At 70.9% G+C, this 17,678-nt stretch carries 24 protein-coding genes; 11 read left to right on the top strand and 13 right to left on the bottom strand.

Annotation, left to right across the window (positions count from 1 at the left end; genetic code table 11):
• Positions 1 to 106 precede the first annotated feature (106 nt).
• The 5 genes from ACW62_RS27745 to ACW62_RS27725 are packed head-to-tail and all read right to left on the bottom strand — an operon-like array spanning position 107 to position 4,932.
• Positions 107 to 1,018 carry an aldose 1-epimerase family protein gene (locus ACW62_RS27745; RefSeq protein ID WP_053207368.1) on the bottom strand — a complete coding sequence of 304 codons (912 nt, stop codon included), beginning with the start codon at positions 1,016 to 1,018 and terminating at the stop codon, positions 107 to 109.
• Positions 1,015 to 2,142, bottom strand: a complete 1,128-nt coding sequence (galK, locus tag ACW62_RS27740) for a galactokinase (RefSeq protein WP_053207367.1) — start codon at positions 2,140 to 2,142, stop codon at positions 1,015 to 1,017. Before galK ends, ACW62_RS27745 begins: the two co-directional genes overlap by 4 nt.
• Positions 2,121 to 3,077 carry a UDP-glucose 4-epimerase GalE gene (galE, locus tag ACW62_RS27735; RefSeq protein ID WP_053207366.1) on the bottom strand — a complete coding sequence of 319 codons (957 nt, stop codon included), beginning with the start codon at positions 3,075 to 3,077 and terminating at the stop codon, positions 2,121 to 2,123. Before galE ends, galK begins: the two co-directional genes overlap by 22 nt.
• On the bottom strand, positions 3,074 to 4,147 hold the full coding sequence (galT, locus tag ACW62_RS27730; RefSeq protein WP_053207365.1) for a galactose-1-phosphate uridylyltransferase: 1,074 nt from the start codon (positions 4,145 to 4,147) through the stop codon (positions 3,074 to 3,076). Before galT ends, galE begins: the two co-directional genes overlap by 4 nt.
• On the bottom strand, positions 4,144 to 4,932 hold the full coding sequence (locus ACW62_RS27725; RefSeq protein WP_053207364.1) for a DeoR/GlpR family DNA-binding transcription regulator: 789 nt from the start codon (positions 4,930 to 4,932) through the stop codon (positions 4,144 to 4,146). Before ACW62_RS27725 ends, galT begins: the two co-directional genes overlap by 4 nt.
• Before the next feature lie 75 nt (positions 4,933 to 5,007).
• Between ACW62_RS27725 and ACW62_RS27720 the strand changes: the two genes are divergently transcribed.
• The 8 genes from ACW62_RS27720 (at position 5,008) to ACW62_RS27685 (ending at position 11,685) form a co-directional block, all read left to right on the top strand.
• On the top strand, positions 5,008 to 5,268 hold the full coding sequence (locus ACW62_RS27720; RefSeq protein ID WP_157575026.1) for a hypothetical protein: 261 nt from the start codon (positions 5,008 to 5,010) through the stop codon (positions 5,266 to 5,268).
• Positions 5,268 to 5,582 carry a hypothetical protein gene (locus tag ACW62_RS27715; protein ID WP_053207362.1) on the top strand — a complete coding sequence of 105 codons (315 nt, stop codon included), beginning with the start codon at positions 5,268 to 5,270 and terminating at the stop codon, positions 5,580 to 5,582. Before ACW62_RS27720 ends, ACW62_RS27715 begins: the two co-directional genes overlap by 1 nt.
• A 119-nt stretch (positions 5,583 to 5,701) precedes the next feature.
• Positions 5,702 to 7,150: a recombinase family protein gene (locus ACW62_RS27710; protein WP_053207361.1), complete on the top strand. Its 1,449-nt coding sequence runs from the start codon at positions 5,702 to 5,704 to the stop codon at positions 7,148 to 7,150.
• Between the two features lie 262 nt (positions 7,151 to 7,412).
• Complete coding sequence (locus ACW62_RS27705; RefSeq protein WP_053207360.1) at positions 7,413 to 7,613, top strand: hypothetical protein; 201 nt, start codon at positions 7,413 to 7,415, stop codon at positions 7,611 to 7,613.
• Positions 7,610 to 8,248, top strand: coding sequence for a hypothetical protein (locus ACW62_RS27700; RefSeq protein ID WP_053207359.1), 639 nt, complete (start codon positions 7,610 to 7,612; stop codon positions 8,246 to 8,248). The genes ACW62_RS27705 and ACW62_RS27700 overlap by 4 nt, the downstream gene beginning before the upstream one ends.
• Positions 8,245 to 8,760 carry a hypothetical protein gene (locus ACW62_RS27695; RefSeq protein ID WP_053207358.1) on the top strand — a complete coding sequence of 172 codons (516 nt, stop codon included), beginning with the start codon at positions 8,245 to 8,247 and terminating at the stop codon, positions 8,758 to 8,760. The genes ACW62_RS27700 and ACW62_RS27695 overlap by 4 nt, the downstream gene beginning before the upstream one ends.
• A gap of 810 nt (positions 8,761 to 9,570) precedes the next feature.
• The gene (locus ACW62_RS27690; protein WP_053207357.1) at positions 9,571 to 9,867 is read left to right on the top strand and encodes a hypothetical protein; all 297 of its coding nucleotides are present in this window, start codon (positions 9,571 to 9,573) and stop codon (positions 9,865 to 9,867) included.
• Positions 9,868 to 10,062: 195 nt separating this feature from the next.
• A complete protein-coding gene (locus ACW62_RS27685; RefSeq protein ID WP_053207356.1) occupies positions 10,063 to 11,685 on the top strand; it encodes a phage major capsid protein in 1,623 nt (540 codons plus the stop codon).
• A gap of 165 nt (positions 11,686 to 11,850) precedes the next feature.
• On the opposite strand, the gene ACW62_RS27680 is transcribed toward ACW62_RS27685, so the two are convergent.
• The 7 genes from ACW62_RS27680 to ACW62_RS34400 form a co-directional block, all read right to left on the bottom strand.
• Entirely contained in the window at positions 11,851 to 12,240 is a 390-nt protein-coding gene (locus ACW62_RS27680) for a hypothetical protein (RefSeq protein WP_053207355.1), read from the bottom strand.
• Positions 12,237 to 12,644: a hypothetical protein gene (locus ACW62_RS27675; RefSeq protein WP_053207354.1), complete on the bottom strand. Its 408-nt coding sequence runs from the start codon at positions 12,642 to 12,644 to the stop codon at positions 12,237 to 12,239. Before ACW62_RS27675 ends, ACW62_RS27680 begins: the two co-directional genes overlap by 4 nt.
• Before the next feature lie 94 nt (positions 12,645 to 12,738).
• Positions 12,739 to 13,077 carry a hypothetical protein gene (locus ACW62_RS27670; RefSeq protein WP_053207353.1) on the bottom strand — a complete coding sequence of 113 codons (339 nt, stop codon included), beginning with the start codon at positions 13,075 to 13,077 and terminating at the stop codon, positions 12,739 to 12,741.
• The gene (locus tag ACW62_RS27665; RefSeq protein WP_053207352.1) at positions 13,074 to 13,328 is read right to left on the bottom strand and encodes a hypothetical protein; all 255 of its coding nucleotides are present in this window, start codon (positions 13,326 to 13,328) and stop codon (positions 13,074 to 13,076) included. Before ACW62_RS27665 ends, ACW62_RS27670 begins: the two co-directional genes overlap by 4 nt.
• Positions 13,325 to 13,543, bottom strand: a complete 219-nt coding sequence (locus tag ACW62_RS27660; RefSeq protein ID WP_157575025.1) for a hypothetical protein — start codon at positions 13,541 to 13,543, stop codon at positions 13,325 to 13,327. The genes ACW62_RS27665 and ACW62_RS27660 overlap by 4 nt, the downstream gene beginning before the upstream one ends.
• Positions 13,540 to 13,728: a hypothetical protein gene (locus ACW62_RS27655; protein WP_053207350.1), complete on the bottom strand. Its 189-nt coding sequence runs from the start codon at positions 13,726 to 13,728 to the stop codon at positions 13,540 to 13,542. Before ACW62_RS27655 ends, ACW62_RS27660 begins: the two co-directional genes overlap by 4 nt.
• A complete protein-coding gene (locus tag ACW62_RS34400) occupies positions 13,725 to 13,964 on the bottom strand; it encodes a hypothetical protein (RefSeq protein WP_157575024.1) in 240 nt (79 codons plus the stop codon). The genes ACW62_RS27655 and ACW62_RS34400 overlap by 4 nt, the downstream gene beginning before the upstream one ends.
• Before the next feature lie 135 nt (positions 13,965 to 14,099).
• Here ACW62_RS34400 and ACW62_RS34395 point away from each other — a divergent pair, with 135 nt between their 5' ends.
• Positions 14,100 to 14,273 (top strand): hypothetical protein, encoded by a 174-nt coding sequence (locus ACW62_RS34395; RefSeq protein ID WP_157575023.1) that lies wholly within the window; start codon positions 14,100 to 14,102, stop codon positions 14,271 to 14,273.
• A gap of 181 nt (positions 14,274 to 14,454) precedes the next feature.
• The gene (locus ACW62_RS27650; protein ID WP_157575022.1) at positions 14,455 to 14,973 is read left to right on the top strand and encodes an ArsR/SmtB family transcription factor; all 519 of its coding nucleotides are present in this window, start codon (positions 14,455 to 14,457) and stop codon (positions 14,971 to 14,973) included.
• Between the two features lie 21 nt (positions 14,974 to 14,994).
• On the opposite strand, the gene ACW62_RS27645 is transcribed toward ACW62_RS27650, so the two are convergent.
• Positions 14,995 to 16,185: an MFS transporter gene (locus ACW62_RS27645; protein WP_169792139.1), complete on the bottom strand. Its 1,191-nt coding sequence runs from the start codon at positions 16,183 to 16,185 to the stop codon at positions 14,995 to 14,997.
• 59 nt (positions 16,186 to 16,244) lie between these two features.
• Between ACW62_RS27645 and ACW62_RS27640 the strand changes: the two genes are divergently transcribed.
• Positions 16,245 to 17,192, top strand: coding sequence for an ArsR/SmtB family transcription factor (locus ACW62_RS27640; RefSeq protein WP_053207347.1), 948 nt, complete (start codon positions 16,245 to 16,247; stop codon positions 17,190 to 17,192).
• Positions 17,193 to 17,678: the final 486 nt, after the last annotated feature.

Raw genomic sequence — 17,678 nt, 5'->3', positions numbered from 1 at the left:
AACACCTTCGGCATCGGACAACACCTTCCACCAGGCGTTGCTACGACCGATGGAATCCGCCGGACCCTCGTGCGCCGGTTACTCCAAGATCAACTTCTGGGTGGGGTCAGAGCGCCGCGATGGTCCAGGTGGTCTCGTGCGTCTGGCCGGGCGCCAGGATGACGAGGTCGGTGCCGGAGTTGAACGCGTCGGGCGGGCAGGTCATCGGCTCGACGGCCAGGCCGATGCGGTTGCCGGCCTCGCCGGGGCGGTCGGCGGTGTGGATCTGCACCCACGGACACTCGGCCGCGTTCCACGAGCACACGACCCCGCGGCCGTCGGCGGCACGGACGACCGCCCGCGCGACCCCGTCGGCGCCGGGCGTCAGCGCGGTGAAGGCGTGGTCGAGGAGGATGTCGCCCAGCCGCCGCGGCGTGCGGAAGTCGAACCCGGCGGACTCGACCGGCTCGACGCCGACCGGGAGCAGCCGGTCGGGGGTGACCGCGAGGTACTCGGCGGCGGGCAGCTCCAGCGACCAGTCGTCGACGTGGCCGTCGCCGGCGACGAGGTAGGGGTGCGGGGCGGTGCCGTAGGGCGCCGGGCCGGCGCCGGTGTTGGTGGCGGCGACGGTCCAGTGCAGGCCGGCGTCGTCGAGGGCGTAGCGCACCCGCAGCTCCAGCGGGTGTGGGTACCCGGTGAACGGGACCAGCTGGTGGGTCAGCTCCACCGTGCCGGTGGTCTGCGCGGTGACCTCCCAGCGGACCCACGCGGCCAGCCCGTGCAGCGCGTTGCCGCGGGCTGGCTCGGTCAGTGGCAGTTGCCGCTGCGCACCCTCGAACGTGTAGGCGCCGTCCGTGACGCGATTCGGCCACGGCGCCAGCACCGCGCCGCGGTAGTTCGGCCGGATCTCGTCGGCGCCGAACGGCACGACCAGCGCGTGGTCGTGGTGGCGCAGCTCGCGCAGGGTGGCGCCGACCTCGGTGACGACGGCGGTGTAGCCGCCGTGCGCCAGTTCGACCTGGAAACCGCTGGGGCTCATGGGGTGCCCTCCTCGATGCCGGCGCCCGCGGCCGGGCGGACGGTGAACACGGATGGTGCCGTGTAGCCCTGCCGGTCGAACCTGGCCCGGACGGCGTCGCCGACCCGCGCCTCGTCGGCCGTGGCGGCCAGCGCGATGACGGACCCGCCGAAGCCGCCACCCGTCATCCTCGCACCCAGCGCACCGGCGCCGAGCGCCGCCTCGACCGCGGCGTCGACCTCGGGCACGGTGATCTCGTAGTCGTCGCGCATGGAGGCGTGCGACGCGGTGAGCAACGGGCCGATCTCGGCGACCCGGCCGGCCCGCAGCAGCGCGACGGTGTCGAGGACCCGGGCGTTCTCGGTGAGCACGTGCCGCACCCGCCGCACCATGACCTCGTCGTCGAGCTTGGCCAGGACGTCGTCGGCCGGCTCGTCCTGCACCTCGCGCAGCGTGTCGACGCCGAGCAACGCGGCGGCCGCCTCGCACGTGGCCCGGCGCGCGCCGTAGCCGCCGTCGACGTGTTCATGGTGCACGCGGGTGTCGACGACGACCAGGCTCAGCCCGGCGGCGGCGAGGTCGCACGGCACCGGCTCGGCCGTCATGGCCCGCGCGTCGAACAGGATGACGTGGCCGTCCTGCCCGTACAGCGACGCCATCTGGTCCATGGCCCCGGTGGGCGCGCCGACGTAGTGGTTCTCGGCCCGCTGCACCAGCAGCGCCAACGTGGTGCGGTCGAGGCCCAGCCCGTGCAGGTCGTTCAGCGTGACGGCGACCGCGCACTCGAGCGCGTGCGAGGACGACAGCCCGGCGCCGGCCGGCACGGTGCTGTCGACGTGGACGTCGGCGCCCGGGACGTCGTGGCCGGCGTCGCGCAGGGCCCAGAACACGCCGGCCACGTACGCGGCCCAGCCGGTGACGTCGCCGGGGGAGCTGGTGACCGCGAACCGGGCCGGCTCGGTGCCCGGCGCGGTGGAGGCCGCCACGACCTGGCCGTCGGAGCGGGTGCGCACCCGCGCCGTCGTGCGCGCCGGGATGGCCAGCGGCAACGCGAAGCCGCCGTTGTAGTCGGTGTGTTCGCCGATGAGGTTGACCCGGCCGGGTGCGGACCCCGTGCGCTGGCTCACCGCTGCAGGAACGTCCACGCGTCCTCCACGATCTGCTCGAGGCCGTGCTCCGGCCGCCAGCCGAGGTCGGCGGCGATGCGTTCGGCCGACGCGACCAGCACCGGCGGGTCGCCGGCCCGCCGCTCTCGGTCGGTGGTGGGCACCGGATGGCCGGTGACCCGCCGCACGGCCTCGACGACCTCGCGGACGGAGTACCCGGTGCCGGAGCCCAGGTTGTAGATGCGGTGCTGCCCGGCCGCGTCGTCGGTGCCGGTCCAGTCGAGCGCCAGGAGATGCGCCCGGCCGAGATCCTCGACGTGCAGGTAGTCGCGGACGGCGGTGCCGTCGGGCGTCGGGTAGTCGGTGCCGAACACGTCGACGGCGGCGCGCCGGCCGGCCGGGACCATGAGCACGTTGGGGATGAGGTGCGTCTCGGGGTCGTGCCGCTCGCCGTGCCGGCCCAGCGCGCCGCCGACGTTGAAGTAGCGCAGGCTGACCGCGGCCAGCCCGTGCGCCCGCGCCGCGCCGGCCAGCGCGTGGTCGACGGCGAGCTTGCTCTGGCCGTACGGGTTGATCGGCACGGCCGGGGTGTCCTCGGTGATCACGGCGACATCGGGCTGGCCGTAGGTGGCCGCCGTCGACGAGAACACCAGCCGCCGCACGCCGGCCGCCCGCATGGCGTCGAGCAGCCGCAGCGTGCCGACGACGTTGTTCCACCAGTACAACTGCGGCTCCGCGACCGACTGCCCGACCAGCGACCGGGCGGCGAAGTGCAGGACGGCGTCGAAGCTGGCGTCGAGGACGTCGGCGGCGTCGTCGATGCTCGCGCGCACGAACCGGGCGCCATCGGGCACACCGTCCTCGTGGCTGGTGAGCAGGTTGTCGAGCACCACCACCTCGTGGCCGGCCGCGACGAGCTGCGACGCCACCACCGATCCGATGTACCCGGCGCCGCCGGTGACCAGCAGTTTCATCGGACCTCCCGGAGTCGGGCCGCGACGTCCTCGGGCAGCACGTCGGTGATGAACGCGCCCATGCCCGATTCGGACCCGGCCAGGTATTTCAGCTTGTCGGCCGCCCGCTTGACCGAGAACACCTGCAGGTGCAGGTAGGCGAGGCCGCGGTCGTGCCGGACCGGCGCCTGGTGCCAGGCGGCGATGTAGGGCAGTGGTGCGTCGTAGAGCGCGTCGAAGCGGCGCAGGACGTCGAGATAGAGCGTGACGAACTCGTCGCGCTCGGCGTCGTCGAGGTCGCCGATCTCGGCCAGCCGGCGGTGTGGGTACAGGTGCACCTCGACCGGCCAGCGCGCGGCGGCCGGCACGAACGCCGTCCAGTGTTCGGTCTGCCCGACGACGCGGATGCCCGCCGCCCGCTCCTCGGCGAGCACGTCGGCGAACAGGTTGCGGCCGGTGTGACGGCAGTGCTCGCGCGCGGACTGCAGCATGCGCGTGGTGCGTGGGGTGACGTACGGGTAGGCGTAGATCTGGCCGTGCGGGTGCGACAGCGTGACGCCGATCTCCTGGCCGCGGTTCTCGAAGCAGAACACCTGCTCGACGCCGGGGACGGCGGCCAGTTCGGCGCTGCGGTCGGCCCACGCCTCGACCACCAGGCGCGCGTGACTGTCGTCGAGGGTGGCGAACGAGGCGTTGTGGTCGCTGCTGAACACCAGCACCTCGCAGCGGCCGGCGCCGGGCCGCACCGGGACCAGCTCGGTGCCGGTCTCGGCGGTGGTGGCGTGCGTCGACAGGCTGGGGAAGCGGTTCTCGAACGCGACGACGTCGTACCCGGCCGACGGCACCTCCGTCGGCCGCTCCGGCGTGGACGCGCACAGTGGGCAGAGGTCCTTCGGCGGCAGGAACGTGCGGGTCTGCCGGTGCCCGGCCATCGCCACCCACTCGGCCAGGACGGGGTCGTAGCGCAGCTGCGACGTGGTGCTCACCGGCGGCAGGTCGCGCGGGTCGTCGAGCCGGTGCGTGGCGTCGTCGCGCCGGTCGAAGTAGATGATCTCGCGGCCGTCGGCCAGCCGCGCCGTGGTGCGTTTCATTGCGGTCCGATCGTGGTAGGAGCGAGGATCAGCTCGCCGACCCGGCCGGCGAGGACGTCGGCGGCGTCGGCAGCCAGGCCGTCGTCGGTGACCAGCACGTCGGCGCCGTCGAGCGGGGCGATGGTGCTGATGCCGACCGTCCCCCACTTCGTGTGGTCGGCGACGACGACCAGCCGCCGGCCGGCCGCGACCAGCGCGCGGTCGGTGTCGGCCTCGAGCAGGTTCGGCGTGGTGAAGCCGGCGAGGGGGTCGATGCCGTGCACCCCCAGGAACACGATGTCGAGGTGCAGCTGGTGCAGCGACGACACCGCGACCGGCCCGACCAGCGCGTCGGACGGCGTGCGCACCCCGCCGGTCAGCACGACGTCGAGGTCGGTGCGGTCGTCGTCGTGCAGCTCGTCGGCGATGCGGATGGAGTTGGTGACCACGGTGAGCCGCGGGATGGCGCGCAGCTGCCGGGCCAGCGTCCACGTGGTGGTGCCGGCCGACAGCCCGACCGCCGACCCCGGTTCGACGAGCCGGGCGGCGGCCCGCGCGATGGCCTCCTTCTCGGCCTGCTGCCGCAGCTGCTTGGTGCGGAAGCCGGGCTCCTCGGTGCTGGGCGAGCGCTTCGACGTGGCGCCGCCGTGCACCTTGTCGAGCACGCCGCGGGCCACCAGCACGTCGAGGTCGCGGCGGATGGTCATCTCGGAGACGCTGAACCGGACCGCCAGCTCGCCGACGGTGGCGGCGCCGCGCAGCTGGACGTCGTCCAGGATGAGCGCCTGCCGCTCGGCTGCCAGCATGTCCGTGCCCTTCTGTGTGAACCTGTGCGATCGTGTGCGATCACGCTAGCACGCTCTGCGCTGTAGCCTGTGCCAATGCACCGTGGGCGGGCAGCATTGGGCGCCGTGGTCGGTGGCGCGCTCGCCCTCGCCGCCGCGCTCCAGGTGGCGTCGTGGACGCCCGACCCCACCGGCTGGGACGGTTACGGCCCGGCGCTGCCGCCGCACACACCGACGCCGCGGCCGCTGCCCGCCGACGCCACGATCCAGTCGGAGTGCCTGGAGCGGATCGAGGCGGCCATGCGCACGGCCGACCCGGCCGGCGCGACGGCGTACGCCTGCGCCGAGGACGGCTGATGCATCGCGGACGCGTGGCGCTGGGGGCGGTGGTCGGTGGCGCGCTCGCTGTCGCCGCGGCCCTCCAGGTGGCGTCCTGGTCGCCCGACGCCATTGGCTGGGACGGCGTCGACGAACCCGCGCCGACGGCGGCTCCCGACCAGCCGATGCCGTTCGGCTATCAGATGGCGCCGGAGTGCCAGGACGAGTACGAGGCGGCCATGCGCGCGGCCGAGGAGATCGGCGCCACCATGACCGCCGTCCTCTGCGAGCTCGGCCCGCCGCGCGACCCTGACGAGCAGCCGACCATCGTCTCGACGCCCCCGAGCGAGTAGCCGCCGACGAGGATGACTACACCATGATCATCAACCTTTTGGGCTGCTATAGAGCCGTTGCGCGCTAGTCATGTAGGCTGGACTCCGTACCAACCGCCAAGAAGGAACGGAGCCCAGCAATGACCATCATCGCCGACACGCTGACCGGCCGCCAGTACGTGCGGTCCAGCGTCAAGAAGGATCGTTCGATCGCGGGCCAGCAGCACGACAACCAGCACGCATGCGCTGGTCACGGCATCACGCTCGCCGACCGGGCGTACGTCGACAACGACCGCAGCGCCAGCCGCTACGCCACGAAGGTTCGCGAAGGTTACGACGAACTCATGGGTGACCTGCTGAACGGGCGGTTCACCGATGACGTGCTCGTGCTGTGGGAGTCGTCGCGTGGGTCGCGGCGAGTCGGCGAATGGGTGCTCCTGATCGACGTCCTCGCCGAGCAGGGGAAGCGCGTTCTCGTCACCGAGGATGACCGGCTATACGACCCGGCTAACGGGAACGACCGGCATGACCTCATCGGCAGTGCCAACGACGCCGAGAAAGAGGCGTGGAAGATCAAGGAGCGGGTGAATCGCGGCATGGCACAGGCAGCGCGGGACGGAAAGATGCACGGCGGCCAGACGAGCTACGGATATCGCAAGGTGTACGACCCGGCCACGGGGAAGCTCATTGGCACGGAGATCGACGAGAGCGAAGCGCCGATCGTTCGCGAGCTGTTCCGCCGCGTCCGTGAGGGAAACACGCTCGCCTCGATCACGCGTGATTTCGAGCAGCGCGGAATTCGCTCCCGCTCCGGAAAGGTGCTCTCGCACCAAACGCTCCGGGGCATGCTCACGCGGCCGGTCTATACGGCGCTACGGATCAACAAGGGCAAGGAGTTCGACGGCAATTGGCCCGCCATTGTCGACCGCGAGACGTGGGCCGCCGTGCAGCGGATTCTCACCGGTCCTGACCGGGTCGCGTCTCCGAATGCTGGCAAGCTCACTCACGAATTCTCGCACGCCGTGAAATGCGATGTGTGCGGCTCGGGCCTGACGGTTGGATACGAGCGTAAGGCGACTGGCGAATACCGCTGTGCCGGGAAGGGCTGCATTTCCGGAATCGACAAGCCGACCCTGGACGCTGCGATGCGGGGCGTTGTCTTCGCCTACCTCGCCCGTGAGGCCGACTCGTGGGAGACCGCCGCCGAGAACGAGAACGCGGAGATCCGCGCCGTGCGGGCAGAGATCGAAAAGCTCACGCTCGACCGCGAGCAGCTCGCCGACAAGGTCGCGTCGGGTGCTGTGTCGCTGGAATTCGCCGCGCGCGTCGAGAACGGCCTTACGCAACGGCTCACGGCTGCGCAGGCACGAGAGCGGGAGCTGTCGATGCCGTCGGAGCTTCGCGACCTCCTCGGCGGCTCGACGGCCAACATCGAGGCGACCTGGGACGCGATGCCGATCGCCGCTCGGCGCCGCGTCGCGTCGATGATGCTGTCGCCGTCGATGGCCGGGCAGCCGCGCATCATGCGGAAGCCGGTTCGAAACAAGGTCATCCCCGTCGCCGATCGGATTCGGTGGGCAAAGGGGTAAACAGCTCAATTCCGACCGTACGCCCGGCCGCCTCGCTCGACTGCGAGGCGGCCGGGCTCCTTTCTGTGGGTTACCGACGGGCGACTTGTGCACTCGGATAGTGCGGCCTGTGGATAAACGTTGCTTATTGCGTTGGGCGCAAAATCGGTCAGTTTCTTCGCGCGTTCATGCTGAGCAGCCGTAATGAAGGCGAAGAGTAGGCGAATTCTCAGGCCGTTTGCCGACTGGACGGATTCGCGAATGTAGCCGTTAGCTAGTAGCCATGACCTCCGACACCGAGAACGTGACGTTCTCCGATCTCGGCCGCTTCGCCGCCGGGAAGCGGCATCATCCGCGCACTTATGCCCGCTCGATTCTTCGCCGCTGGCCCGATCTATCGGCCGACGAGCAGACCGAGATTCGCGCGATTCTCGCGCCGGTCGTCGTCCGGGACGACTCCGACGAGGCGGCCGATGAGGCATGACCTGGGCGAAAATCGACGACCGATTCAACGACGACCCCGACCTACTTCGGCTGCCGCGAGGCGTGCGGCTACTTCACGTCGAGGGCATTGTGTGGTCCTGCCGACACGAAACCGACGGTGAGATTCCCGGCCACATGCTGGGCAAGGTCACCGACGAGCCGGACGCCGGGAGCGCCGTCGAACGGCTGGTCGCGGCCGGGCTGTGGATGGAAACCGGCGACGGGTGGCGGATCGCCAACTTCACGCGGGATCAGCGGTCGAAGGCTGACGTTGAGAGAGATCGTGAGTTCTGGCGACAGAGCAAGGTGCGCACGCGGCGCCATAAGGCCGGCGACCACTCGCTTTGCACGAATCCGCGCTACTGCAACCACGTGTCCACCAGGACTCCCGGCGGGAATCTTGCCGAGAATCCTCCGGAGGATTCTCGGCTTCCCGTCCCGTCCCGACCCGACCCGACCACTAGGGAGGGGAGGGGAAGGGAAGGCGGCTCGCCGAGCGACTCCGCTCCGGCTGGCGCCTCCGCTGCGCGCCCGCCGGCCGTCGAGAGGATCGACATCGGCCGGGTGCCCGATTACAGCCGGTTCAAGATCGGCGAAGTGACCATCGTCGACGAGCGCGAGGGGAAGTCGACGTGACATCGTTCATGCCGGATCTCAGCCTCAGCATTCGGCCCATTGGATCTCTCGACAACCATTTCGAGATCGAGCTAGAGGCGCCCGGCGTAACAGGGGATGAAGTCCCCGAAGAGGAATGGCCGGAAGTGTCCGCCGCATACGTCGCGGCGCGCTATCACATGGCAGGAATACTCTCCCGAACTGCCCTAATGATTGCGCCTGCGATCTCGTACGCGGCATTGCACCATCGATGCCGCCCGGCGGTCGTGGCGGGATCGAGGGTCGTCGACGACTTCAAGGAGGTCGACGACGAACTTCGCGCCGTGCACCCCGGCATCGCGTGGGCGGCATCGAATGCTGATGCGGTGATCTACGACAAGAAGGTCTGTGGCGTGACCGCGCTCAACGTCGGGGCGTCCAGCGTTGGTGAACCGATGCTCTTGACGATCATTGTGCCGACAGGTCTGCCCGGCCCGGAATGGTGGGCCGGGCAGATTCGTCGGCTCATCGACCGGGTGACGGCCGAATCATGATCACCACATCTTCGGCTTCGGCACCTCGACGACGTAGACCGTCCGGCCGCTGTGGCGGGTCTTGCGGCGCTCCATCCGACGGCGAAGCTCGGCGGCGCGGGGGTCGGTGCGGAGCATGGCGAGTCCTCTCGGATCGGGGGGTGTGCCGTCAGCGTATGGCGGGGGCCGCCTTGATCGTGAGGCGTTCGATCCCAGGGGGGCGTGCACCTACCCCGGCCCCCTCGTTTCGACGGGGGCGCCGTCGACGCACGGGGGGCATCGATCGAGGGGCGCCCTCGTGGCCGGGTGGCTGTCTCGCCAGCGACACGGCGACACGGGCGTCGATCCCCGGCCACTACTGCCGGGGTCGTTCAGCCGGGGGCGTGCTGCCTGCCCGTGGCTGGCCCGTGGTCGACGCTCTCGCCGCGCCGTCGAGCTGGGTTGCGCGCTCGCTGTTCCGCTCGACCAGCGGGGGCCGGGCGGCAGGGCGCGCCCGGTGCTGGCACGGGCCAGGCGCCGCCGTCCTCGTCAGCGTCGCAGCGTCGAAGCTCGATCGACCTCGCGTCGACGCCTCGACAACACGAGCACCGCGAAGCCCTACGCGGCCCTGTGCGGCTCGCTGTTCCGTCTCGCCGGTCGATGGGTCGCGGCGACCCGCGTTCAGCGCTCCACGCCGTGCACAGCGCCAGCTACGGGCACGCGGACCGGGGGGACACCTCGCTTCCGGGAACGATCAACGCCCTTCAAGACCCCGGCCCAGTCGAGGGTTTTATTCGCGCCGCAAATAGGCCCAAAGATCAATTTCATTCGCACACGCGGAAGGACCACGCAATGACGATCTACGAACTCACGCCGCACCAGGTCGAGCGCGCTCGGCAGCTCGCGCAAGCGTTCATCGACGGCCTCCCCGCCGACCTGCGAGACGTCGCGGTCGACGAGGCACGTGCGCTCGGCGTGCCCGACGGGATCGCGATCGAGGCCGGCGATCCGCACGATGTGCGGATCGGGTGGGCTGGCCGGGTGATCGCGGTTGTCCCGCGTGAGGCGCTGGCCGGTAGCGACCCGCTCGTCATGGTCGGCGAGCTGCCGCCCGTGCCGGACCGGCTGCCCGACGACTGGACGGCGTAACCGGTCATCGCGTTACAGTGGTCACGTAGACGCAACCGGCCGCGTTCGCGGTCCCGTCGTCGGCCAGCACCCGTGGAGGGCGCTCGCCAGGACGCGGGAGGCCGCCCGGCCGGATTCGTCCGCCAGCAGCGTTAGGCGCTCCTCGCGGTTCGCGTGATCAGTCACTCATTCATGCTCTGACCAGGGGAGATCCCTATGTCCGACTACGTGCGCGCGCTCGGCGCGTACACCTTCAACGATCACAGCCGGCCGTCCGGCGACCGGACAGTCATGGTCAAGCGCGGCGAGCTGCTCCGGGCCGACAACTGGGCCGTTCGCGAGAACGCCGACCGGTTCGAGCCGGTGCGCGTGCCCGACGACGTCGGCGAGCTGATCGACGCTCGGGCGCGGGCGTGCGGTGAGCTGGCGGGCATCGCGGTCCGTCACGGCGACAACGAGGACAAGTGGCCGGAGGGCCAGCGCCAGCGCGCCGAGAACATCGTTCGGCGCGTCGACAAGATCGACAGCAGTCTTGCGCCGTTCGAGACGCGCAACAACCGACGTGAGGACGTCATGAACCTGATTCGATCCGGCCGGTACCTCACCGAGGGCAGCAAGGCCGACCCCGATCCCGCCGACGTCGAGGGTCACAGCGCCCACGAGCGCGGCGGGCTTCACCCGCTCCTGCCCGGCGCGGGTGGTCAGCTCCGCGACGCCGCGATGCGCACCGTTGACGCGGCGGTCCGCAGCAAGACGCTGCCCGACCACGCCGCCTCGAAGGTCGAGCGGCTCGTGACGGACGGCCCGGAGCGTGACCGCAGCATCGCGGCCCGGTGGGCGGTCGCGGCGGGCGACCCGGCCTACCGCAGTGCGTTCGCGAAGCTGTGCGCCGACCCGACGCGCGGCCACCTGCTGTGGACGCCCGACGAGCACCGCGCCTTTCAGGCCGTGGCTGAGGTGCGCACGGCGATGAGCCTCACGGACGCCAACGGCGGATTCATGGTGCCGCTGACGCTGGACCCGGCGATCATGCTCACCAGCGACGGCAGCATCAACCCGCTTCGCCAGATCAGCCGCGTCGTCCAGACGACCACCGACACGTGGCAGGGCGTCACCAGCGCGGGCGCCACGGCCGAGTGGAAGGCCGAAGCTGCGCAGGCCGCCGACGGCGCCCCGACAGTCGACGACGCCCCGATCCCGGTGCACTTCGGCGACGTCTTTGTCCCGTACTCCTATGAAATCGGCATGGATGCGGTGAACTTCCTCGGCGAGCTGACGAACGTGTTGGTCGACGCCGCCGCCAACCACCAGCTCGCGGCCTACACGACCGGATCGGGAACGGGTCAGCCTCGCGGCGTCATTACCGCGTTGGCCGGCACCGCGAGCGAGATCAACGGCGGGGGCACGGAGGCGCTCGCCGTCGGCGACCCGTTGCTGTTGCAGAACGCGCTACCGGCCCGGTTCTCCGCTCGTGCGCAGTGGGGCGCCCACATCGCCACCATCAACGCGATTGGCGCGTTCGAGACGACGAACGGCGCACTTCGCTACCCGGAGGTGTCGCAGGGTCAGCTCCTGCGCAAGCCGCTCAACGAAATCAGCAACATGGACGGGGCGGTCAACGCCGCCGCGACGGCGAACAACTACCTGCTCGTCTATGGCGACTTCACGAATTTCGTGATCGTCGACCGGATCGGCAGCACGATGGAGTTCGTTCCGAACCTCGTCGGCGCCAACGGCCGCCCGACCGGCCAGCGCGGCGCGTTCCTCTGGTACCGCACCGGGTCTGACGTTGTCGTCCCGCAGGCGTTCCGTCTGCTCGACGTCCCGACGACGGCGTAACCCCTCGATCCGGCGTCAACGTCGCGCCTCGCGTCGCCGAACATCGCGAGGCGATCGATGGCCGCGAGCGGGCCAGCTCCGCCCTGCTGAGACCGACCAGCGCCGAACGAACGACCCCCGGCCACCATGTGTGGCCGGGGGTCGTCGTGTTGGCGACGGGCGAGGTCAGCTCTCGGCGTCCCGGTCGAGCCACTCGGGCGCATCGATCTCGCCGTTCAGGAACGCGAACAGCCACCCGTCCCGCTGCGTGACGTCATCGTCGGGCACCGCGAACAGGCATTCAGCGGCAAGCGGCGTACCGCAATGCGGGCATCGGCCGGTCCGCTTGAACCGCGCCTCGTCGTCGGTGGTCCCGGGCTGCTTTAGAGCGACCGTGACGTCGCCCGGCACGGCGTGCTCCCGCACACGCTCTCTAACCGTCCGACCGGTCCAGCCGACGTAGTGCGTGGTCGGTTGGACATGCCCGTTGTCGGCGTCGTGCACGATGGTCGGCCGGTCGAAATGCAGCACGTAGACCGTGCCGAGCTTGCCAGCGGGAGCGGTCGGCATGATCACTCGTCGTCTTCCTCGTAGTAGCCCTTGGTCAGCGCCCACACCTGACTGACGATCTCGCGGAGTTCGGCGAGTTCCTCCTTGACGGGCGCGATCTGCAATGCCGCGTTCTCGATCCGCTCGTCGGAGTTCTGCCACGGGTGGTTGATCGCGCTCATGATCGTGTGGACCGGGCCGTTCTTCTCGATGATCAACACCCAGTCCTCTTGCTCGCGCTTGAGTTCCGTCGTCGCCATCAGGCCGTGCCGGTCGAGGTTCTCCTTGATCTGCCTGCGAGGCCCAACGTCGAGTCGGCCCGCCTCGACGTAGTTGCGCAGCGCGCCCATCTGGATCGTGAGCATGCCGCCCGACTCCTTCACCCAAGCGGCGAGCTTGGCGAAGTTCTCGTAGATGTCCGTCGCCCCCACGTTTCCTCCAACAAAAGTGCCCGAAAAGGTATGTTCTCGGAAATCTAGGCCGTAATACCTGGTCAGAGCGTAGGAGGGCCGCCCACGCGCGGCCTCAGCCCTCGTCGAGCTGATCGAGCAGCGCCGTCAGCTCGTGCCGGTTACGCCGCGCCGAGTCCTCGACCGGCAGCGCAAACAGGGTGAACGTGCCGCGCGGCGCTTCGGCGACGGCGAGCAGGAACGCGACGAGCTGACGCAACGCGCGGGGCGCGTCGGCCTCGTCGCCGACGCCGGACCTGACGCCGTCCTCGTCGACGAACGGGTCGCGCCCGCCGACGACAACCGTGGTCCGGTAGCGGGGCCGCATGCCGCCGCGCCCGTCCTCGACCATGCCGACGGCCCGCACCCGCATCCGCAGCGTGCCCGCCGTCGCTTCGGCCTCGTGGTCGCTCACTGCTCGACCCGTTCGAGGATCTTCGCCAGCGAGCCGAGCTGACCCGGCGCCGGGCGAAGGGTCATGGTCTGCCCGTCGTGCAAGACGACCTCGACGCGACGGGCGCTTTTCTGCGGGCCGCCGACGAGGATCACGTTCACTGTGACCGACTGGCCGCGCGCGCCACGGATCGCGGTCGAGTCGACGAAGGCGACATGCTCGCCGTAGTGGTCGTCGAGGTCGCACCACTTGACCCGGCAAGCGCCGGTCATAGCGGCCTCACAGTGGCCCGCAGGGCGCCGTTCCCGGCGTCGCGCCACTCGTCGACCCGCTCGAAGCCGAGCGCCCGCAGCGCGACGTCACGGGCCGTCAAGCCGGAGCCGTACGGCAGCGGACGTGACGCGACGACGTGTTCACCGTCGACAACGGTCACCCGGTCGAGGATCTCGACCGGCTCGCGCGCCGGGACGAGCCACGCGGCCGTCACGACGCGCCGCCGCATCGCCGGTTGCCGTGCAACACGCACGACCAGCCCGGGTCATCCTCCGCAGGCTCGCCGAGGCCGCCGGGCCACTTCCCGGCGGCCTCGCCGACGGCCAGCACGACGATCGCGACGGCGAGCGCCGCCAGCAGGACGACGACCCCGGCGACGAGCCGTGCGCGGGCGCTCACCGGTCACGCTCCACGGTCGCGGTCAGCTCGGTCCGCCAGTCCGACGTACGCCGCCACCCGTGCGCGATCAGCCGGAGATCGGCGGCGAGCGTCACGTTCGATGCGACGTCGAGCAGGTACGCGCCTTCGCGCCTGACGTCGGCCGGGTCGGTGTCGTCGACCACGACGAGAAACGGCCCTAAGTCCGTGTCGCGCTTGATCCGCGCCGTCCGCGCGGTGGATAGGGTTTCTCTCACGGTGCTCACTCCCTTGCGAGTGGGTGCCTAGACCCCGTCTGGTGTTCACCGCACCGGGCGGGGTCGCCTTGTTTGATCTCCTTGAACGTACGCGCTTATGCCGTCATAGTCCACGCTTAGAACAGTCTTATAAGCGTGGCACGCGGGAGAAACATCAACCTGTACATCCGCGCGGATGACGAGGCGTTGTGGGATTGGGCCGAGCAACAGGCCGCACAACGTCGGCTCGCCCTGTCTCAGTTCATCGCGTTGGTGCTGGAACGCGCTCGCGACGACGAGGGCGACGACGCGCCGGGGTCGGCCTCGTGAACGACGAGCGGCCCGGCACCGCGAAGGGTGCCGGGCCACGAAGCCTGCGTTAGTGCAGGTCAGAGCCTAAGTGTTAGAAACGCTGCCGCACTATGACAGCGCACAAGGTTGATGATCATGGCCGGCAGCGGCCGGGGAAATCCAGGTGCGGCGGGCGGCGTCGCGCGCCTACGGTGCGCGCATGACCACCGAACTGCTCAGCGCGCTCGGCGACCCGAAGCGACTGGCCGTCCTCGGCGCACTCTGCGCCGCGCCGGGCGCGCTCACCGTCGCCGGCATCGGGGCGCGGGCCGGGCTGCCCGAGCGGGACGTCCAGCGGGCGCTGGCGGTGCTCGGCGGCGCCGGGCTGGTCCGCCGAGACGATGCGGGGCTGAGCGCCGACCTCGGGCCGATCCGGGCGGCGTCCGCCAGTGGGGCGGCGTCCACGCCGGTGGGGCGGGTGGCGGCGGACTTCCCGCGGCTGGACGGCTGCCTGAAGAACGGCCGCATCGCCACCATCCCGGCCGACGACGGGCTCAAGGCCGAGCTGGGCCGGCTGGTCATGGCCGCGCTGCCGCGCCGCGACGCGTACACCGAGCGCGAGCTGACCACGGAGCTGAGCGCCCTGGGCGACGAGCCGGTCGCGCTGCGCCGGCTGCTGGTCGACCTGCGCCTGGTCGAGCGGCCCGCAGACGGGTCGCGGTACCGGCCCGCCTCCTGAGCTGACGGGCGGCGCTCCCGGTCACGCCACGGAGGCCGGTCGGGGCTCGGCCGTCATCACCCGGGCCAGCGGGCGGGACAGCAGCACCGACACCAGCAGCGACGCGGCGGCGCACGCCGTCATCGCCGGGCCCGCCGCGGTGAGGTCGGCCAGCGCACCGGCCAGGATCGCCACCACGCCGAACGTCGTCATCCGCAGCGCGGAGTCGAGCCCGAGCACCTGGCCGCGCAGCTCCTCCGGCGTCAGGCTCACCAGCACCTCCTGCTGGGCCAGCGACGCCGCGTAGCCGCTGCTGCCGAGCGCGACCAGTACGCAGAGCACGGCGATCGGCAGGTCGAACGCGAAGCCCAGGAACGGCACGGCGAGGACGAACCGGAGCAGCCGTGCCGCCACCCGGCGGCCGCGAGGGGTGAGCAGCCGGCCGACGACGATGTCGCCGGCCATCATGCCGGCCGCGCCCGCCGCCAGCAGCCAGCCGGCCCGGGCCCCCGCGTACGGGACGAAGAGCGCCTCGCAGCCGACGATCAGGCCGTTCGGGATCGTCAGCGCCAGCAGCAGCGGACGGGTCCGGGCCTGCGCGAGCAGCCGGCGATTGCCGCGCCAGGTCTCGGCGATGCCGGTGCGGGCCAGCCGGCGCGGGGCACGGTCGCGCAGGCCGAACCGGACCACCGGGACGGCGACGGCGGCGCAGCCGGTCGCGATCCACAGGACGGCCGACGGGCTGACGGCCTGCAGCAACACACCGGCGATGCCGAAGCCGGCGATCTGCATCGCGCCGACCGACAGGTTCATCGCGGACCGGCCGAGGACGAACTGGTCCGCGTGCACCACGTCGCCGAGCAGCCCCCAGCGGACGCCGGCGCCGATCGAGAGGCCGTACGCCACCGCGAAGGCGAGCACGAGCCGCTGACCGGCCGAGAGGTCGAGTGCGGCCTGCAACCCGGCCGTGACCGCCGAGAACGCGGCGAGCAGCGTCAGCAGCCGCCGCGGCCGGGCGGTGTCCGCCGCGGACATCAGCGTCGACACGCCGAGCACCTGGGCGAGCGACGGCCCGAACATGATCATCGCCGCGAGCAGCGCCGACCCGGTCGCCGCGTCGACCACGACCGCCAGCGTCAGGCTGGTCATCGTCGACGACGCGTTGCCCAGCGCGCTGCCGAACCACAGGTTGCGGAACTCACGGTTGGCGAAGATCGCGCGGTACGTGGCCATGCCGAGCAGCATCGACGTCCGCTCGCGCGCCGCCTACAGTTTCGGGTGGAGGCGAAACGTTGTCCGAGTTCCTGGTCGATGCCGACACCCTCGCGAACGCCCGGTTCGGCACGTCGCCGTTCATCGAGACCGTCGCGGCGCTGAAGCTGCTGCGCGCGCCGGTCGAGCCGTGGTTCCGGCCGTGGAAGGACGAGCACAGTGCGGCCTACCGGGCCGCGCTGGCGGCGCACCCGGTGTGGGCGGCGCTGGTCGACAGCGCGTTCGGGCACAACTGGGTCGCCGACTTCCTCGCGCTGCCGCCGGACGCGCCGGACCTGGAGCTGGGCGAGGAGCTCGAACCCCTGCTCGCGCTGTCCGACGACCAGATCCGCGCGGAGCTGAGTGTGGTGCGCACGCCGCTCCCGCCGCTGCTGGTCGAGACGAGCGGGCTGGCGGCCGTGGCGGCCGACCTGCTGCGCTGGATCTGGACCACGACCGTCGAGCCGGAGTGGCCACGGCGGGCCCGGCTGTTGCGGGCCGACATCGTGTCGCGGACGTCGCGGCTCAGCGAGCAGGGGTGGTCCGGGGTGCTGCGCGGGCTCGGGCCGGACGTGCGGTGGCTCGGCGACGGCCGGATCCAGGTCAACCGCTGGGACTTCCCGGTGACCGACGTCCGCGGCTGCGACCTGCTGTTCATTGCGACGCACACACAGCGCGTGCACGTCGGCTGGCGGCCGCCCTATCGTTACGCCCTGGCGTACCCCGTCACGGGCATCTTCGCGACCACCGAGGCAGCGGACGAGCCGTTGGCGCGGCTCCTCGGCCGCAACCGGGCGCGGGTCCTGGCCGCCGCCGCCGAGCCGGTCAGCACCACGTCGCTGGTCGCGGCGACCGGGCTGTCCCTGGCGACGGTCTCCGGCCACCTGCGGGTGCTGACCGACGCCGGGCTGCTGGAGCGCCGCCGGTCCGGCCGGTCGGTGCTGTACTGGCAGTCCGGCACCGGCCGCCGTGTGGTGGGACGACGCTGACCAGCTCCGCTTGGTCTCCGAAACTCCGACACGTGAGCCGAGTTTGAGCAGGGGTAGCGTGCCTAGTGCCCGCTCCACCTTGCAGACGGAGTGTCTGACCAGCCACGTTGGGTGGCACGGCCTCGCCGGCCCGGCGCAACGGTGTGGGTTGGCTGCGTGATCGATGGGAGAACGCTGTCGTGTCGGCGACAGTGATGCTGTGTCGTTTCCGCAGCGATCTCACTTCGATCTCGGCCGCGACGACTGTGCGCGCCCGGCGCGTCACTGGGTGGGATCACTGTGTTTGCTGGGTGGCGTAGCTGTCGTCAGAGCAACAGTGATCCACCCCACCCGACGCAGCGAATCCACACGGTGAGGTGGGGATCGTGCAAGGGACGCGTTGGCCACGGTTTGCGGCAGTTATCAGGGGGACGGGGGAGGTGCGGGCAGAGCCCGCCCGGTGCACCGTTCGCCTGGCTGGCTGGCGTTCGCCGTTCGTGCCGGCGC

It is taken from the genome of Jiangella muralis (assembly GCF_001270745.1).
Lineage (GTDB): Bacteria > Actinomycetota > Actinomycetes > Jiangellales > Jiangellaceae > Jiangella > Jiangella muralis.
This window is presented reverse-complemented; position numbering and strand designations above follow the sequence as displayed.

Bases quoted from the DNA above. Each gene is read 5' to 3' on its own strand.
- ACW62_RS27650 (WP_157575022.1), top strand. From the start codon at position 14,455: ATGACCACCGAACTGCTCAGCGCGCTCGGCGACCCGAAGCGACTGGCC.
- galE (WP_053207366.1), bottom strand. From the start codon at position 3,077: ATGAAACTGCTGGTCACCGGCGGCGCCGGGTACATCGGATCGGTGGTG.
- ACW62_RS27665 (WP_053207352.1), bottom strand. From the start codon at position 13,328: ATGACCGGCGCTTGCCGGGTCAAGTGGTGCGACCTCGACGACCACTAC.
- ACW62_RS27690 (WP_053207357.1), top strand. From the start codon at position 9,571: ATGACGATCTACGAACTCACGCCGCACCAGGTCGAGCGCGCTCGGCAG.
- ACW62_RS27645 (WP_169792139.1), bottom strand. From the start codon at position 16,185: ATGGCCACGTACCGCGCGATCTTCGCCAACCGTGAGTTCCGCAACCTG.
- ACW62_RS27710 (WP_053207361.1), top strand. From the start codon at position 5,702: ATGACCATCATCGCCGACACGCTGACCGGCCGCCAGTACGTGCGGTCC.
- ACW62_RS27720 (WP_157575026.1), top strand. From the start codon at position 5,008: ATGCACCGTGGGCGGGCAGCATTGGGCGCCGTGGTCGGTGGCGCGCTC.
- galT (WP_053207365.1), bottom strand. From the start codon at position 4,147: ATGAAACGCACCACGGCGCGGCTGGCCGACGGCCGCGAGATCATCTAC.
- ACW62_RS27705 (WP_053207360.1), top strand. From the start codon at position 7,413: ATGACCTCCGACACCGAGAACGTGACGTTCTCCGATCTCGGCCGCTTC.
- ACW62_RS27700 (WP_053207359.1), top strand. From the start codon at position 7,610: ATGACCTGGGCGAAAATCGACGACCGATTCAACGACGACCCCGACCTA.
- ACW62_RS27685 (WP_053207356.1), top strand. From the start codon at position 10,063: ATGTCCGACTACGTGCGCGCGCTCGGCGCGTACACCTTCAACGATCAC.
- ACW62_RS27715 (WP_053207362.1), top strand. From the start codon at position 5,268: ATGCATCGCGGACGCGTGGCGCTGGGGGCGGTGGTCGGTGGCGCGCTC.
- ACW62_RS27745 (WP_053207368.1), bottom strand. From the start codon at position 1,018: ATGAGCCCCAGCGGTTTCCAGGTCGAACTGGCGCACGGCGGCTACACC.
- ACW62_RS27725 (WP_053207364.1), bottom strand. From the start codon at position 4,932: ATGCTGGCAGCCGAGCGGCAGGCGCTCATCCTGGACGACGTCCAGCTG.